General features: G+C 69.5%; 10 protein-coding genes and 2 pseudogenes. 3 read left to right on the forward strand and 9 right to left on the reverse strand.

Annotated features, from left to right (window positions below; all coding sequences use genetic code 11):
• Positions 1-18: 18 nt before the first annotated feature.
• Genes ABT001_RS23465 through ABT001_RS23480 form a run of 4 tightly spaced genes read right to left on the reverse strand, consistent with a single transcriptional unit; the run spans position 19 to position 4,624 of the window.
• On the reverse strand, positions 19-1,374 hold the full coding sequence (locus ABT001_RS23465) for a GH1 family beta-glucosidase (protein WP_351280741.1): 1,356 nt from the start codon (positions 1,372-1,374) through the stop codon (positions 19-21).
• Between the two features lie 55 nt (positions 1,375-1,429).
• Positions 1,430-2,269 (reverse strand): carbohydrate ABC transporter permease, encoded by an 840-nt coding sequence (locus ABT001_RS23470; RefSeq protein WP_351280847.1) that lies wholly within the window; start codon positions 2,267-2,269, stop codon positions 1,430-1,432.
• A 28-nt stretch (positions 2,270-2,297) separates the two neighbouring features.
• Positions 2,298-3,293 (reverse strand): carbohydrate ABC transporter permease, encoded by a 996-nt coding sequence (locus ABT001_RS23475; RefSeq protein WP_351280743.1) that lies wholly within the window; start codon positions 3,291-3,293, stop codon positions 2,298-2,300.
• 14 nt (positions 3,294-3,307) lie between these two features.
• Positions 3,308-4,624, reverse strand: coding sequence for an ABC transporter substrate-binding protein (locus ABT001_RS23480; protein ID WP_351280746.1), 1,317 nt, complete (start codon positions 4,622-4,624; stop codon positions 3,308-3,310).
• A 211-nt stretch (positions 4,625-4,835) separates the two neighbouring features.
• On the opposite strand from ABT001_RS23480, the gene ABT001_RS23485 reads away from it, so the two are divergent.
• Positions 4,836-6,161: an ROK family protein gene (locus tag ABT001_RS23485; RefSeq protein WP_351280748.1), complete on the forward strand. Its 1,326-nt coding sequence runs from the start codon at positions 4,836-4,838 to the stop codon at positions 6,159-6,161.
• Between the two features lie 84 nt (positions 6,162-6,245).
• On the opposite strand, the gene ABT001_RS23490 is transcribed toward ABT001_RS23485, so the two are convergent.
• On the reverse strand, positions 6,246-8,414 hold the full coding sequence (locus ABT001_RS23490; protein WP_351280750.1) for a discoidin domain-containing protein: 2,169 nt from the start codon (positions 8,412-8,414) through the stop codon (positions 6,246-6,248).
• A 224-nt stretch (positions 8,415-8,638) separates the two neighbouring features.
• Positions 8,639-10,828, reverse strand: a complete 2,190-nt coding sequence (locus ABT001_RS23495; RefSeq protein ID WP_351280753.1) for a pectate lyase-like domain-containing protein — start codon at positions 10,826-10,828, stop codon at positions 8,639-8,641.
• Positions 10,829-11,145: 317 nt separating this feature from the next.
• Here ABT001_RS23495 and ABT001_RS23500 point away from each other — a divergent pair, with 317 nt between their 5' ends.
• Positions 11,146-13,260 (forward strand): acyltransferase family protein, encoded by a 2,115-nt coding sequence (locus ABT001_RS23500; protein ID WP_351280756.1) that lies wholly within the window; start codon positions 11,146-11,148, stop codon positions 13,258-13,260.
• 46 nt (positions 13,261-13,306) lie between these two features.
• Here ABT001_RS23500 and ABT001_RS23505 read toward each other — a convergent pair whose 3' ends face one another.
• Positions 13,307-13,537 (reverse strand): hypothetical protein, encoded by a 231-nt coding sequence (locus ABT001_RS23505; protein WP_351280859.1) that lies wholly within the window; start codon positions 13,535-13,537, stop codon positions 13,307-13,309.
• Here ABT001_RS23505 and ABT001_RS23510 point away from each other — a divergent pair.
• On the forward strand, positions 13,461-13,817 hold the full coding sequence (locus ABT001_RS23510; protein ID WP_351280759.1) for a beta/gamma crystallin domain-containing protein: 357 nt from the start codon (positions 13,461-13,463) through the stop codon (positions 13,815-13,817). The two genes, ABT001_RS23505 and ABT001_RS23510, sit on opposite strands and share 77 nt — an antisense overlap.
• Positions 13,818-14,172: 355 nt before the next feature.
• On the opposite strand, the pseudogene ABT001_RS23515 reads toward ABT001_RS23510, so the two are convergent.
• Together ABT001_RS23515 and ABT001_RS23520 are read right to left on the reverse strand one after the other, a co-directional pair.
• Positions 14,173-14,355: pseudogene (locus ABT001_RS23515) on the reverse strand (winged helix-turn-helix transcriptional regulator); the annotation flags it as partial.
• A gap of 323 nt (positions 14,356-14,678) precedes the next feature.
• Positions 14,679-15,477, reverse strand: a pseudogene (locus ABT001_RS23520) (IS5 family transposase).
• Positions 15,478-16,735 lie beyond the last annotated feature (1,258 nt).

The raw sequence follows: 16,735 nt of genomic DNA on the forward strand, positions 1-16,735 counted from the left end.
GTGAGGCGCGCGCCGTTGTCAGGAGTGTGCCCGGCGGTGGGCGCGGATGATGTCCGCGTACCGGTGACCGCTGCTCTTGACCGTGCGCGTCTGCGTCGGGTAGTCGACGTGGACGAGGCCGAAGCGCTTGTCGTAGCCGTAGGCCCACTCGAAGTTGTCCAGCAGCGACCAGGCGTAGTACCCGGCCAGGGGTGCTCCCTTGCGGACGGCCCTCGCGCACGCCGCCACGTGCTGCTCCAGGTAATGGGTCCGCTCGGGGTCGTCCACCCTGCCGTCGGGTCCGACGGTGTCGGGGAAGGCGGAGCCGTTCTCGGTGACGTACAGGCGGCCCGCGCCGTAGTCGTCGGTCAGACGCATGAGCAGCGCTTCGAGGCCGTCGGCGTCGATCTGCCAGTCCATGCCGGTGCGTGGCACGTCGGGGAGCCGGACCTCCCGGGCGTACGGGACCGGGCCTTCGGGGTCGTCGGCGACGGTGACCGGGAAGTAGTAGTTGAGGCCGTGCCAGTCAAGGGGGGTGGCGATGGTCTCCAGGTCACCCGCGCGTTCGGGCAGTTCGACTCCGTAGAGTTCCCGCATGTCCGTGGGGAAGCCGCGGCCGTAGACGGGGTCGAGCCACCAGCGGTTGGTGTGGCCGTCCATGCGGACCGCTGCCGCGAGGTCCTCGGGGCCGGAGGAGGCGGCCGTCACCGTGGAGTGGTTGGTCACGAGCCCGACCTGGGCTCCGGGTGCGGCGGCGCGGATCGCCTGTGTGGCCAGCCCATGGCCGAGCAGCAGGTGGTAGGAGGCGCGGACCGCCGCGGTCAGGTCGGTCAGGCCGGGGGCCATCCGGCCTTCCAGGTGCCCGATCCATCCTGAGCACAGCGGTTCGTTCAGGGTGGCCCACCGGGTGACCCGGTCCCCCAGGCGTTCGGCCACGACGGCCGCGTAGGCCGCGAGGTGTCCGGCCGTGTCCCGTGCCGTCCACCCGCCCCTGTCCTGGAGGGCCTGGGGCAGGTCCCAGTGGTAGAGGGTGATGTTGGGGGTGATGCCGGCGTCCAGGAGGCCGTCGACCAGCCGGTCGTAGAAGTCGAGCCCCGGCGCGTTGACCGGTCCGTCGCCGCCCGGCACGATGCGCGGCCAGGCCGTCGACATGCGATAGGAGTCGACGCCGAGCCGCTTCATCAGGGCGATGTCCTCGGGCCACCGGTGGTAGTGGTCGCAGGCCTCGTCGCCGTGGTCACCGTTGGCGACCTTTCCCGGGGTGTGGGAGAAGGTGTCCCAGATCGAGGGGGACCGGCCGTCCTCGGCGACGCCGCCTTCGATCTGGTAGGCGGCGGTGGCCGTGCCCCAGACGAAATCACGGGGGAAGGCGGCGAGATCTATCGGTTCGGACACAGGTACCTCGCAGACGTCGAGCGATCAGGGGGTGGAGGGGCGGGTGGACCGGGAGCTACTTGACGGCGCCGGCGGTGAGGCCGGTGACGAGGTAGCGCTGGAGGAGCAGGAACCCGGCGACGACGGGGAGGCTCACCACCAGGGAGGCGGCCATGATCTGGTTCCAGTACACGTCGTTCTGCGTGGAGTAGCCCTGCAGGCCGACGGCGAGGGTGCGGGTGGTGTCGTTGGTCATGACGGAGGCGAAGAGCACTTCGCCCCAGGCCGTCATGAACGCGTACACGGCGACGGCGACGATGCCGGGGATCGCTGCGGGGACGATGACCCGGAACAGCGCGCCGAGCGGGCCGCAGCCGTCCACCTCGGCCGCCTCGTCCAGGTCCTTGGGCACCGACTCGAAGTATCCGATCAGCATCCAGATGGAGAACGGGAGGGAGAAGGTGAGGTACGTGATGATGAGGCCGGCCCGCGACCCGAACAGGGCGATGCCGGTGGCGTTGCCGATGTTCACGTAGATGAGGAACAGGGGCAGGAGGAAGAGGATGCCGGGGAACATCTGCGTGGACAGGACGGTCACCGTGAACACGCGTTTGCCGCGGAAGTGGTAGCGGCTGACGGCGTAGGCCGCGAACACCGCGATCACCACGGAACAGACGGTCGCCGCCCCGGCGACGATCAGGGAGTTCATGAAGTAGTCGGCGAGGGGGACCGTGTCCCAGATGTCGAAGTAGGGGCTGACGGTCAGGCCCGAGGGAATCCACTGGAACTTCCCGCTCACGTCCTCCAGCGGCTTGAGGGAGCTGGTGATCATGACGAACACCGGCAGGACCACGAAGACGGTGAGGAACGTCAGGAAGATCCGCCGCACCCACAGGAACGACCGCGGGGGCGCCATCGGGGAAGGGGGTGTGCGCTGTGCGGTCCTAGGCATCGGTGGCCTGCTTTCCTCGGGACGTGAACAGGAGGTAGAGGCCGGTCACGACGAGCAGGAACAGCAGCAGCAGGACCGACATCGCGGAGCCCGTGCCGAAGTTCCAGGTCTGGAAGGACGACTGGTAGATGTGGATGGAGATCAGGTCCGCGGAGGCCGGTGCCGCCTTGCCGAACAGGACGAACGGCGTGTTGAAGTCGTTGAAGGTCCAGAGGAACAGCACGAGTACGAGGACCTGGTTGACCGGACGCAGTGACGGCAGGGTGATGCAGCGGATCTGCTGCCAGACCCCGGCGCCGTCGAGCGCCGCCGCTTCGTAGATGTCCCGGGGGATGTTCTGCAGGCCGGCCATCATGATGAGGAAGGCGAAGGGCCAGCCCTTCCACACCGAGACGACGAGCAGGGTGACGAAGGCGTTGTCGCCGATGAGCCAGAACGGCGGGCTGTCGGTGAGACCGAGTTGGTCGTGGATGACGTGGTTGACGATGCCGTTGTCGCGCTGGAACATGAACGCCCATGTGATGACCGCGGCGTACACGGGCAGGGCGTACGGCACGAGGAAGAGCGTGCGCAGGAAGCCCCTGCCGCGGAAGGTCTCCTGCATGAAGACCGCGGCCGCTGTTCCGAGGAACCAGCACAGTCCCACGGACAGCAGGGTGAACAGGCACGTCGTCAGGAACGACCGCACGAGCGCCTCGCCCACCGGGGCGTCGAAGTCGACCGAGACGGCGTAGTTGTCGAAACCGGCCCACGGCGCGGTGGCCCAGTCCCGGATGTAGAACTGGGTGAGCTGCCGGAAGCTGACGACGATGCCGATGATCATGGGCACCAGGTGGACCAGCAGTTCGAGGAGCAGGGCGGGGAGCAGCAGCAGGTAGGGCAGGCCGAGTTTGCGCAGCCGCCCGGAGCGGCGTCTGCGTGGCGCCGCTCCGGGGTTCCTCTTCTCTGCTGTCCGCTCGCCGGGGACGGGGGCGGCGGTTGTGGTCATGGTGGTGTCCGTGCTCACTTCTCGGGCATCTGCTGCTGGGCCTTCTCGAGCTTCGCCTTGACCGATCCGGTCGTCACCGGGCGGCCGGCGGCCGCGTCGGCGAAGAGTTCCTTGACCGCCGTGCCGACGACGGTCTCGAACTGCGACTCCTCGGGGACCTGGGGCAGGGCGGCGGCGCTGGTGGCGAGCGCCTCCCTCAGGGGCGACATCGCGAAGGTGTTGAACGCGCCGTCCTCCTGGGCGGCCTTGACCGGCGGGACCGAGCCGTAGGCCTTGTTCAGGACCGTCTGCTCCGCGTCGCTGGTCATGAACTTCACGAACTTCTTGGCGCCGTCGATGTTCTTGGTGTTGTTGAAGACGGCCATGTTGATGCCGGCGACCATGGAGTTCGTGTTCCTGCCCGTGCCGGGCTTCCCCGACTGGACCGGGGCGGGCGCGACACCCCATTCCTCCTTGTCCATGCCCTGGGATTCGAAGGTGGCGGCCGCGGTCTGCCACAGCACCATGGCGGTCTTGTCCTTGGCGAAGTCGCTCAGGGACTGGTTCTGGGCGTACTCGGCGTTGCCGGGCGCGATGATCTTGTCCTTGGCCATGAGATCGACGTACTGCTTGACGGCAGCCACCGCTCCGTCGGACGTGAAGTCCGCCTTGCCCTCGGCGGTGAAGAAGTCGGCCCCGTGCTGCTTCGCGAGCACGAAGACCTGGTGGATGTTGTTGGAGAGGTTGGAGCCTTCCGCGCCGAGCCCCCACTTGCCGTCCTCGGACAGCTTCTTCCCGGCCTCGGTCACCTCGTCCCACGTCGTGGGCGGCTTCTGGATGCCGGCGTCGGCGAACATCTTCTTGTTGTAGTAGAGCGCGTAGGCCATGGAGTACAGCGGCACGGCGGCCGGGTCCTCGCCCTGGACTCCGGTCGAGGCGAGGGCGGACTCGACGAAGCGGTCCTTGCCGCCTATCGCCTCGAAGTTTTTCTCGTCCCAGGGCAGCAGCGCACCGGTGGCCTGCAGCGAGGCGCTCCAGGTGTTCCCGATGTTCAGCACGTCCGGCCCCTGCCCGGAGGTGGTGGCGGTGAGGATGCGGTTGAGCAGGTCTCCCCAGGGCACCACCTCCAGCTCGACCTTGATGCCGGTCTCCTTCTCGAACTTGTCGAGCTCGGGCTGAAGGACCTGCTTGTCCACCTCGATGCCGGCGCCCTGGTTCGAGGCCCAGTACGTGAGCTTCTTCGGCTGTTCGTTGGATCCGCCCGCCCCGGACGATCCGCCGCCGCAGGCAGCCGCGGTGAGTACGAGCGAGAGGGTGACGGCTCCGACGGCCGCGGCTCGGATTCTGCGCATGACTCCAGGGGCCTTTCAGAAGTGACGGATGCCCACTGCGGGCCGACGTTCCGTTCGCGGTCGACGTCTCGTTGGTCCGACGCCCCGTCCACGTTCGACCTCAAACCCACACGGCTTAATTTATGGTGTGAGTTAAACCCCAAGCGAAGGACGCGTCAAGGGGGGCCGCGACGGTATGTTGCGGAGGTGAGCTTCGAGAAAAGGGGGCAGGGTGAAAGTACGCAGCGGCCGAACCGTGCGTGACCTGCGGCGCGAGAACCGCACCGCCGTTTTGCAACATCTGTATTTCGATGGTCCGTTGAGCAGATTTTCGCTCGGCCCGCCCACCGGGCTGAGCTCCGGATCCGTGAGCAACGTGGTGGGTGAACTGGTCGCCGAGGGGCTGGTCGAGGAGGCCGGCAGCGTCGACTCCGCGGGCGGGCGCCCTCGCACCCTTCTGCGTATCCGTCCGCAGAGCAGGTACATGATCGGTGTCGACATCGGCGAGACCCGGGTGAGGGTCGAACTCTTCGACCTCGCCCTCACCGAACTCGCCCGCGTCGAGACGCCCCTGGCACTGGACGGGCCCCGCCGCGTCGACCGCTACGACGTCGGTGTCGTGGTGGGGCACGTGAGCGCGGGCATCACCGAGGTCCTCGACCGCGCGGGGATCGAGGCCGACCGGCTCCTCGGCGTGGGCGTCGGCGTACCGGGCATCGTCTCCAGGACACCCGAGGACGGTGCCGTCGTGCACGGCCAGACCATCGGCTGGGACGCGGTGCCGCTGGAGCGTCTCCTGCGGGAGTCCGTGCCGCTCCCCGCGAACGTGACGTACTACATCGACAACGGCGCCAAGACGCTCGGCCAGGCCGAGATGTGGTTCGGTGCCGGGCGGGGGGCGCAGAGCGCCGTGGTCGTGCTCTTCGGCTCCGGTGTGGGCGCCTGTGTGGTCACCGACGACATGCGCCCGGGCCGGGCGGTCGAGTGGGGGCACCTGACCGTACGTGTGCGCGGCCGACGCTGCCGCTGCGGTGCGCTCGGCTGCCTGGAGGCCTATGCGGGCGCCGAGGCGCTGCTGGAGCGGTGGCGCGAGGCGGGCGGGCAGCCCCTTGTGGACGTCGACGAGGAAACCGCGCTCACCGCCATGCTGGCCGCCGCGTATCCGCCCGGCCAGGGGGAAGCCGCCGGACCCGGTTCCGACGCCACCGCCCTGGCCGTCCTGGAGGAGACCGCGGAGTACCTCGGCGCCGGTTTCTCCGATCTGATCAACCTCTTCCAGCCTGAGCGCATCCTCGTCGGGGGCTGGGCGGGGCTCCAGCTCGGCACTCGTTTCCTGGACTCGGTGCGGGCCTACGCGACCTCGTACGCCCTCGCGTATCCGGCCGCTCATGTGCGCATCGACCTCAGCACGCTGGGGCCGGACGCGGTCACCGTGGGGGCGGCCGCCCTGCCGCTCGCCGAATTCTTCGAACGCGGCGGACGACAGGACGAGACGGCCGCCCAGGAGCAGACCCCGATGTGGCGGACGACCCTGCGGGACCGGGCCGCGCCCAGTTGAGGTGAGGTGCCGCGGGGCAGGGCCCGGCCGCCCCCTCGCGGCGACGGCCGGGCCCTGCCGGAGACGCGGCACGCGCCGCTCCGATCAGCGGTGGACGCCGAACTCGTGCAGCGAGTAGCCCCAGCCCGTGCCCCGGGCCTTCAGCTGGAGGCGTACGTGCCGAGCGGTGGCGGAGACGTCGATCGTGTCGACGTCCCCGTTGCCCGACGCGTTCGTGTGGATCGTGCGCCATCCGGCGCCGTCGTCGGAGACCTGGACCTCGTAGGACGAGGCGTAGGCCGGGTCCCAGACCAGCTGGATCGTGCGGAACGCGGTCGGCGCCCCGAGATCGACCTGGATCGACTGGGGGTCGCTCCAGTCGCTGGCCCAGCGCGTCTCCGTCCTCCCGTCCGTGGCGAGGGCTGCCGGGCACGGGCAGTCGCCGTAGGACGCCTGGAACGACGAGGCGGTGGTGGGCCTGTTCAGCGCGACGTTGGTGCCCTCGACGGGGGGTGCGACGACCTTGACCGACTTCGTCTCGATCCCGGCGTTGCCGCGTCCGTCCTCGGCCTGGATGTACACCTTCCACACCCCGAGCCTCTCGGGCGCGGTGACGGCGAAGGTGCCGTCGCCGGTGGACCGCCACCGGGCCTCGACGAGCCCCTTGTCGCCGCTCGCGTAGTTGCCGCTGAGGAAGATCTTGTACGTCACCGGGTCGCCGTCCGGGTCCCGCACGTCCGCGCGGACCGTGAACTCCCGGCCCGCGGGGGCCGCGGACGCCGGGGTGACGCCCATGTCCGTGATGACGGGCGGTGTGTTGTCGCCGCTCGTCGATCCGGCGTAGGCCTTCTTCACCGCGTAGTACGACAGGCGCTTCAGCCCGTCGGGCAGCAGGTTGAACCAGACACCGCCGAAGTCGTGTTCCAGCCCGTAGTGGAACAGCGTGGCACCGAGCGCGACGCCCTGGTGCCCGGTGACACAGCCCCACGCCTCGGTGTAGCCGTCGGCCTTCTGCACGTCGGTGGGCTCGTCGGGTACGCCGTTGGCGTCGTCCGGGACCTCCCACTCACCGGCCGGTCCGCCCTCGGTGATGATGTAGGGCTTGGTGTAGCCGCCCTGCTCCCAGGCGCCGCGCACGTTGCAGACGTCGCCGTAGGAGTTCATCGAGTAGAGGTCGAGGTCGGGGGCGTTGCGCTTGTAGTAGGGCCAGGCGCCGGTCCACGCGTCGGTGGAGGTGACCGGGTGGTCCGGGTCTATCGAGTGGATCTTCTTGGCGACGTCGTTGACGAAGGACGTGTAGGCGTTGCGCTGGTTCTCCAACTCGGTACCGCTGTAGCAGTTCTGGAGGCCGAGCACCGATTCGTTGCCGACGTTCCACATCAGGACGCCGGGGTGGCTCCTGTAGGTGTCGACCCACTTGGCGAACTCGGTGAGCGAGGTGTTCTTGTACGCGGTGTCCGTGACGTAGTTGACGCAGCCGCCGCTGCCGGGGCCGCCGCCGGGCTGGAGCCAGAAGCCGCTGATGACCCGGATGCCGTTGGCTGCCGCCTCGTCGAGCAGGGGTCCGCTGGTGCCGTCGGTGCCCCAGGTCCTGATGGTGTTCACGCCCATCGACCTCAGGTCGGGCATGTGACGCGCCGCGTCGGCGACGGAGGGGCCCCAGGTGAGGCCCTTGACCTGGTAGGGCTTCCCGCCGACGGTGAGCTGCCAGTCGCCCTGCGAGCCGGTGACGGCGACCGTGCCCCCGGCGGCGGGCGGCTGACCGTCGCCGTAGACCTGGAACTCCCACAGCGAGTATCCGTAGCCGCCGGAGCGGGTGGTTCCGAGCATCCGGACGTACCGGCCGGAGCCGGTCACGGCGATGTCGTCCGTGCCACCGTCACTTCCGGTGACGGCCTTCAGCGCGCGCCAGTCGGTGCCGTTGTCGGACACCTGGAGTTCGTAGTCCTTGGCGTGTGCCGCTTCCCAGGTGAGTACGACCCGGCTCAGGTCCTGCTTGCCGCCGAGGTCCACCTGGATCCACTGCGGGTCGCTCCACCCGCTGGCCCAGCGGGTGCCCGTGAGATCGCCGTCCACCGCGGCGGAGGCCGCGAACGCCTCGCCTTCGTGGGACGAGGCCGTGGCGGCCTTCCCCTGGGACAGCAGGGTCTCGGCGGCCAGGGCCGGAGGGGATGCGGTGAGGGTGAGTGACGACGCGATCAGCGCGCCGAGGGCGAGGAGGGGCACGCCGACGCGTCTGCGTGCCGGCGTGGGGTGCGCGAGAGGTTTCGACACATCTGCTCCTGGCAGGTCGGGTGCCGGGCGGCGGGGCGTGCGTACGGGATCCCCGCGCCGGCAGGCGTGTGGGGAGGACGGCCCGCCCGTCGGGCGGGGTGGGGCGTCCGGGTTCTGTGCGCGTGTCCGGTGGGGCCCTTCCGGGCGGGGAAGCGGGGTTGTGGCCCCGCCCGGAGGGCGTCGTGCCCGGTCCGCTCCTGGGAGCCGGGCGGGCCGGTGGTTCATCAGGGGTAGGACACCACGGTCGACGGGATCGTCGAGGTACCGGAGGTGGGCGAACCGGTGTCGTTGATGACGTGGTTGTAGTGACCGTTGCCGCCGAGGGAGACCACCAGGAGGCTGTGGAATCTGACGCCGGGCTTCACCGGGGCCTTGAAGCCGTGGTCCTGGCGGATCGTCGGGTCGACGTTGTAGTTGGAGTAACTCCCCATGCCCCAGCCCTCGTGGGTGTTCACGGAGTCGTCGACCCGGTAGGCGGCGTAGCCCTTCGTGTCCCCGTTCTGGATGGCGGCCTGGTTCGGCGCGTCGTACGCCTTCTCGTTCTGGTAGAAGATCGTCCTGCCCCTCTCCCCGTACCACTCGACGTCGTACTTGTTGAAGTGCTCGACGAACAGGCCCGTCGCCAGCACGTCGTCACCGTTGACGCGCACCCCGTAGTCGGCGCGGTTGGTCTCCCAGCCCACGCCCTCACCGTGGTCGGCGCGCCACACCCAGGTGTGGTCGATGATCACGTCGTCGCTGTGCACGACGATGCCGGTCGTGGCCTTTCCGGGACCGGCGCCTCCGACGCGGACGTAGACGTCCTGGACGGTGGCGGGGTTTGCGGCGTGGTCGGCGGAGGCGCCCTGGCCGCCGATCTCCAGCAGCGTCGGGGAGTTGACCGGTCCGGCGTCGATGAGGAAGCCTGCGAGCTTCACCCCGTCGACGTCGGCGACCTTCATGGCGGTCACGCCGTTGTCGGGGATGATCGTGGCGAGCCCGAGGCCCAGGACGACGGTGTCGGCCCGCTTCACCTCGATGGTCCGGTCGACGTGATAGATGCCCGGGGTGAAGAGCAGGTGCAGGCCCTGCTCCAGGGCGGCGTTGATCGTCGTGGCGGTGGCGCCGGGCTTGACGACATAGAACTCGCTCAGCGGGATGGACGTCCCCTGCGGGGTGGCGCCGGCCCAGGTGGTGCCGCGTGCGGCGGTGCGCTTGGCCGGCGTGAAGACCTTGAACTCGTCGCCGTCCAGGTGGAGGAAGGGCTTCTCGCGCGACACGGGGGTGGTGTCGAGCGTGGTGTACGGGGGCTGGGGGAAGCTGTTCGCGGGTGCGCCCTCGACGCCGGAGAAGGTCATGTTCCACACGCCGTTGGTCCAGCCGCCGACGGTGCTGTCGCGCGTGTACCACTGCTGCTGGGAGTAGGGGCCGACCTGGCCGTCGATCTTGCTGTCGGCGATGTAGCCGCCGCTGGCCCAGCCGTAGCCGTTCGGGGCGAGGTTCAGTCCGCCCTTGACGTGCATACGACGGAACGAGGCCGCCTGGGAGACCGCCCAGCGGTTGGTGCCGCTGACGGGGTTCAGAGCCAGGTTCTCGGCCGAACGCCAGAAGTTCTGGGTGGCGTTTCCGTTGAACCAGCCCGCGTCCACGGTGACATCACCGTTGAACGTGGTGTCGTCCGGCTTCAGGCCGAGGCCCGCAATGGAGGTGTAGAAGCCGATCTGCGCGTTGATGTCGTCGTACGTGCCCGGCTTGAAGAAGAAGGCGTGGCGCCCGCTGCCGAACTGTGCCGACTCCTGCTCCCTGAAGACCCGGTCGAGCTCGGCCTGGATGCCGGGTGTGGACGGGTCGAAGACGTGCACGTTCGGGCCGAGGTCTCCCCCACCGGGGATGACCGGTCCCGTGCCACCGTCCCTGGTGCCGAAGACCTTGAACTCCCACAGTGAGTAGCCGTATCCGGTGGCTCGGGCGGTACCGAGCACACGGACGTGACGCGCGGTCCCCGAGACGTCGACGACCTCGGTGCCGCCGGCTCCGGCGGTGGTGGAGTAGGCGGTCGACCAGTCGGTGCCGTTGGCCGACAGTTCGATGCGGTAGGTCTTCGCGTGAGCGGCTTCCCAGCTCAGCTCGACCCGGTCGAGAGCGGCGGGGGCACCGAGGTCGACGCTCAGCCACTGGGGGTCCGAGGCCGCGCTCGACCAGCGGGTGCCGGGGTCACCGTCGACGGCGCTGCCGGCCGGAGTGCCGTGGTGCTCCTGACTGGATGCGGTCGCCTGACCGCCCTGGGACAGCAGCACCGGCGCCGCCTCGGCCTCAGGGGCGGGTGTCAGGGCGAGCAGCGCGGCAGCCAGTGCCGTGACCACGGCACCGACGAGCCCCTTGCGGGCTGCTCCGGGCGGGGGTGCCGACGGGGGAGATGTGCCAACTACGCGCATGCGGGAGCTCCTTGAGAGGCGGGACTGACAGGAGAGCGCTCTCCGGAACTGTGCCGCGCCCCATCCGTCCGGTCAATAACCCGGACACCCTTTTCTTTCGCCTTCTATTAAGCCTGATGGACATCGGGGGGCGCGCAGTCCGGACCCTTCCGGGCCGGTGCCGCCGGGCCATGAGGTGAATCGGTGGTTTCCCGCGGTTGAACCTTCGCGCCCGAGGCGACTCGGTGCCACCGGAGCGGAACCCCTCGGGGCGGCGGGCGGATCTACTCAGCTGAAGCGTCCTTCCCGGCCGAACCCTCCCCGAGGAGTCACCCCTGATGCCGAGCACCCCGTCCGCCGAGATGAGCGAGGCCCCGGCGAGCGGCGGATCCGCACCGCCCGGAGGCCATGGCCTCCGGCTCGACATCCAGGGGCTGCGCGCGGTGGCCGTCGGGCTGGTGGTGCTCTCCCACGCCGGCGTGTCCCAGGTGAGCGGTGGCTACATCGGCGTCGACGTCTTCTTCGTGATCTCCGGATTCCTCATCACGTCGCTGCTGCTGCGCGAACTCGCCGCCACCGGACGGGTGTCGCTCCGTTCCTTCTATGCCCGCCGCGCACTGCGTCTGCTGCCCGCGTCATCCCTGGTGGTCGTCGTCACGCTGGTCGGGGCGTGGCTGTTCCTCTCCAAGGCGCGGCTCGCCGAGTACGCGGGCGACGGCCTCTCCAGCGTCCTGTACGCCGTCAACTTCCGGCTTGCGGCGGCCGGTACGGACTATCTCGCCCAGAACAGCCCGCCGTCGCCGTTCCAGCACTTCTGGTCACTCTCCGTGGAGGAGCAGTTCTACCTGGTGTGGCCCCTGGTCCTGCTGCTCTCCTGGCGGGCCGCCCGCGGTCGGCTCCGGATGGTCGCCGTGCCGCTCGCCCTCCTGTGCGCGGGGTCGTTCGCGGCCAGTGTCCTCATGACGAACTCCTCGGTGTCCTGGGCGTACTTCGGCTCCCTCACCCGGATCTGGGAACTGGGCGCCGGCGCACTCCTGGCGCTGACCACCGGGCGGCTGGAACGACTGCCCGCCGCCCTCGCGGCCCCGCTGAGCTGGATCGGCCTGGCCTGCGTCACCCTGGCAGCGGTCCTGTACGACGCAGGCACACCGTTCCCCGGCCACCACGCCCTCCTGCCGGTCATCGGCACCGTACTCGTCCTGGCCGGAGGCAGCGTGCCCACGGCACACGGTGCGGGGTGGCTGCTGGGGCGGCGGCCGCTTGTACGGCTCGGCGGGCTCTCGTACGGCTGGTACCTGTGGCACTGGCCGCTGCTGGTCATAGCCCCGGCGGCGCTGGGCCGCCCCGACGGCACCGCCGGAGTGCCTCTCGCGCTCGGGCTGTCCGCGATCGCCCTGGGCCTGGCGTGGCTGACCCTGCGCCTCGTCGAGAACCCGGCCCGCTTCCACCGGGCCTTCCGTAGACGCCCCGGCCGCGCCCTGGCACTCGGGGCCGCGCTCACCGCGGGCGCTTCGGCGCTGTCCCTGACCGCGGTGGCCGTCCCGCCGACGATCGAGACGGGCGGCCCCGCGCCCGCGCTGGCCCAGGCCCTCTCCGCCGCACCGGCCCCGCAGGCGCGTCTCGCCGAGTTCCTGACGTCGCCGCCCACCGCCCTGCCGAGCAACCTCGCCACACCCCTGCCGACGGTCAAGTCCGCCCGCTCCGCCGTGTACCGGGACGGCTGCCACGTCAACTTCGCCGCCACCCGCACCCGGCCCTGCGTCTACGGCGACCCCACGTCCTCCCGTACGGTCGTCCTCTTCGGCGACTCCCACGCGGCCCAGTGGTTCCCCGCACTGCACCGCGTGGCGACCGCACGCGGCTGGAAGGTGGCCTCCTTCACGAAGGCCTCCTGCAAGGTCGCCGACCTGACGGTCGTCAACGGCCGGAAGCCGTACACCGCCTGCGACACCTGGCGCGCGGACGCCGTGGCGAGGATCAGGAGTCTGCGCCCCGACCTGGTCCTCGCCTCCTCCTCGGACGCCGGCTCCCCGGCCCGTCCCGGCGCCGACCCCCTCCAGCAGTGGATCACCGGCTTCGAGAGCACCTTCCGTGACCTCGGCGCGTCGGGCGCCCGCGTCGCCGCACTGCTCGACACCCCGTGGCCCAAGGGCGACCCCGTCGACTGCGCCGCCAGGAACTCACTGCAACTGCACGCCTGCGCAAACCACTTGCCCGACGCCACCCGCGACCCGGACCGCTCCACCGCCATCCGCGCCGCCTCCTCCACCACGGCCACCACGGTCATCGACCCCACTCCCTGGCTCTGCGCACCCCGCCCCGGACTCTGCCCCGTGGTCGTCGCCGACACCTCCGTCTACCGCGACGAAAGCCACCTCTCCGAGGCGTACGCCGAGGCGCTCGCCCCGGTGCTGGCACCGTCCCTGGAAGGCCTCCTGAGTCGGACGAAGTAACCCTCGGCGGCTTCCCCCGCACTGTCCAACAGTTCCCCCACCGACTTCAAAAGAAGAAATTCTCATTGTCATACACGGGCGGGCCGTACCGAAAAGAGAAATGTTCACCTTCGACGAGCGTGGCACATACACGGGTCGTGCCGCGCATCTCCATAATCACGGTGCGGGACATCGGTTCGACATCTACCCGAGGAGAAATCATGATCTCGAAAACGAAGAGGGCCGCACGCACCATGGTCACGGCGCTCGCGGCAACTGCCGCCTTCACCATGGTCATGCCGACCGGAACTGCTTACGCCATCAACGAAGTCAGCTGCGCCGAGCAGGGGGACTTCCTGAGGATCATGTCGCACCACAGCACCGGGATCAAGAGCGAGGACTGCTACGCGAACCGCGGGAAGCTCGACTTCGGGGGATGGTGGATCGACAAGATCTCGACGGGGAACAACGACGTGAGGCTCCACGACGCCAATGGTGCCGTGGTGTCGATCGCGCGGCACAGGGTGGTCACCTTCCCGAACAACCCGCCGAAGATCAACGCCATCGAAATCCTGTGACCGGCGGGCCGACGCCCCGGGACGGTCACGCATTCCGCCCTTATTCCGTTCCTGGCAGCCGTACATACCGATAGGCGACGGCGGCCGACGGTCGAGGCCCCTTTCACGGCAGGGCTCCTGTGTGTCGCGGCTGATGGTCCTACCGACAGCATCGCGTCACAGGAGCCCTGGCACGTGAACCCGACAGGGGAGGCGTCTTTCCCGAGGAGGTCGTCCCACTTGCCGGACATCAGAGCATGATGAGCAGGCGCGTGTTCGCCCCGGGTCTTCCGTTCTCGACCGGTCCGCCACGGAGAAGGGGCGTGTGGACCGGCGGGCAGCGCCGGCGGCTGCGCCGGGTCGCCGGTGGTGACGCTCAGCGGTGCGAGGCGGGCTCGGCCACATCGACCCTGTCGGAACGCTCGCGGCGTATGCGCTCGAGCCCCCAGGCGCCGAGCGGCCCGAGAGCCTGGTTGAGTGTGCGTCCGTGCTCGGTCAGGGAGTACTCCACCCGCGGCGGTACTTCGGCGTAGACCTTCCGGTGCACGAGGCCGTCCTCAGCCTCGTCTGTCCTTCTGCAATGGCTCAAGATCGAGGCCGGCGACGAGCTGCTACTGGGCGTGGAGAGCTGTGTCCTGGAGCGCGTCTCCGACGATCAGATTCGCCTTCACCCCAACTACAACCAATGGGACGATCTGGTCGTCCCTATCTCGGTTGTTCGACGCATGCTGGTCGACATGGCGCACTTCATCGTCATAGAGGCCCGCCACCCGCTGCCTGCCTGGCGGATCAGGCGACTGGGAGAGCGGGACCGGAGCCACAGGCGCAACGCTGAGTAGGTCGGCATGCACGATCTTGGTCAATTTCTTCCCATCGTGGTGCTCACTCAGTTGTCTTCTTGAGCCGCCGCCAGCAGATGAGGCTGCAGGCGAGGGAGACGAAGGCGTCATGGAGTCGGTGCGACGTTCCCAGCGGATGGCGAGGCGTTTGAAGTGGTGAAGCAGGGCGAAGGTCTGCTCGACGACATAGCGGAGATTGCCCAGGCCCTTGATGTTCGGGCAGCCCTTGCGGGAGATGACGGGCAGGATCCGGCGCTTGCGCAGCGCGTCTCGGTTCGAGTTGGAATCGTAGCCCTTGTTGCCGAGCAGGGCGTCGGGTCTGCGGCGGGGCTGGCCGAGGCGTCCTGCGCCGGGCGGGATGCCGTCGACCAGGGCGAGGGTCTGGGTGACGTCGTTGACGTTGGCCGCGGTGGTGATGACTTTGAGCGGGGTGCCGCGTCCGTCGCAGATCAGGTGGTGTTTGCTGCCCGTTTTCCGCCGGTCGACCGGCGACGGACCGGTGTCGGGGCCCCCTTTTTCGCGCGGATGTATGGACCATCCACGCACGCCCGTGACCAGTCGAGCTCGCCGACCGCGTTCAGCTCGGCGAGCAGGAGCCGGTGCAGCCGGTCGAAGACCCCTGCCTTCTGCCACCGGTCCAAGCGACGCCAGCATGTCCGACCCGATCCGAACCCCAGCTCCAGAGGCAGGAGTTGCCAGGCTACGTCGTTGTAGAGGACGAACAGAATGCCCTGGAGGCAGAGCCGGTCCGGCACTGGCCGTGGCCCGGGCGCCCGCTCCGGCCATGGCGGCAACAGGGGCCCGACCAGCGCCCACAGCGCCCACAACACATCATTCACGATCCGCGGTCGAGTACCCACACCCTCTCGAACAGCCGAATCGTCGCACCCGTTACGCCTCACCAGCACACTTCAACAAGATCGCGTTACGAGCTCTAGGGGACGGGCTCTGCAATCCCGGCTCGGACACCAGGAAGCAAGTAACCCGCTGATAGGTTTCGGATGTTCAGCGACGGCGACGTGCGGCGGGGTCGCGCTCGGCGACGTGCCGTGCGACCGCGTCGATACCGAGGCGGGCTTACCGCTCCAAGGAGCGGACGGAGGCGTGGCGGGAGCGGGCCAGCAGCATCGGGGTGGAGGTGCCGCCCTCGGCGTCGTGCGTGGGGGCACTCTGACGGATGCCGACGGGCGGGCGAGCCGATCGAGGGATCGGCACGACCCGCGCGTCAGCGCCGCTCGGCGAGGTCGACACCCGCTCCCGTGTCACGCGAATCCGGGCTGCGGCGCCGACCGGGCCGCGGAGGAGTCAGGCCGGAGTGCAGAAGCCGAACTCCGCGAGATGTTCCCTAATGAGCTGGCGCAGGTACTCCTGGCTGGGCGGAGCACCAGGGTCGCCCTGGGGGCCACGGGGCCCCCGAGGACCGGCGCGGCCGACGGGCCCGGGATCGCCTTGAGGTCCTTGGGGCCCCCTGGGTCCGTGAGGCCCTTCGCGGCCGTCCGCACCGGCTTGACCGTGCGCGCCGGGCTGTCCGTCCCTGCCGTCTCTGCCGGCCGGTCCCTCGCAGCCCTCCGGCCCCTGTGGCCCTTCTGGGCCAGGAGGGCCACAAGATCCCTCAGGCCCCTGTGGCCCTTCCAGGCCCCGCGATCCTTGCGGGCCAGCCGAACCTTCAGGCCCCGGTACGCCGGTCGGTCCGGCCGGCCCGGCAGCGCCGGCCGGCCCGGTGGGGCCCGCGGGCCCGACGCACCCCGGGCAACCGGGAGGTCCCTGCGGGCCGGGAGGCCCCTGCGGACCGCAAGGCTGTTCCGGCGGTCGGTCCGGAGGAGGTTCGCACGAGTGGGCGGGACCGCACGAGTTGGTGTCTGGGGTGCTGGGCGCCTGGTCGACAGAAGTGGTCGTCTGAGTCGTCGGTGGTGAAGCCATGGAACCTCCCGGCGTGTGGGAAACACGCGGTACGGGGGAGCCGTACCTCAACGAGTGATCGCACAACCGGACGAAAGACTCTCGCCACGCGCGTCACCACGGAACGGCTCCGGATAAGTGGGCAATGCGTTCATCCTGTCGAATTCCCCATTCGGCAGGACGAACGCTTTCTGTGCCCTC

It is taken from the genome of Streptomyces sp. NPDC002793, assembly GCF_040295485.1.
Classification (GTDB): domain Bacteria; phylum Actinomycetota; class Actinomycetes; order Streptomycetales; family Streptomycetaceae; genus Streptomyces.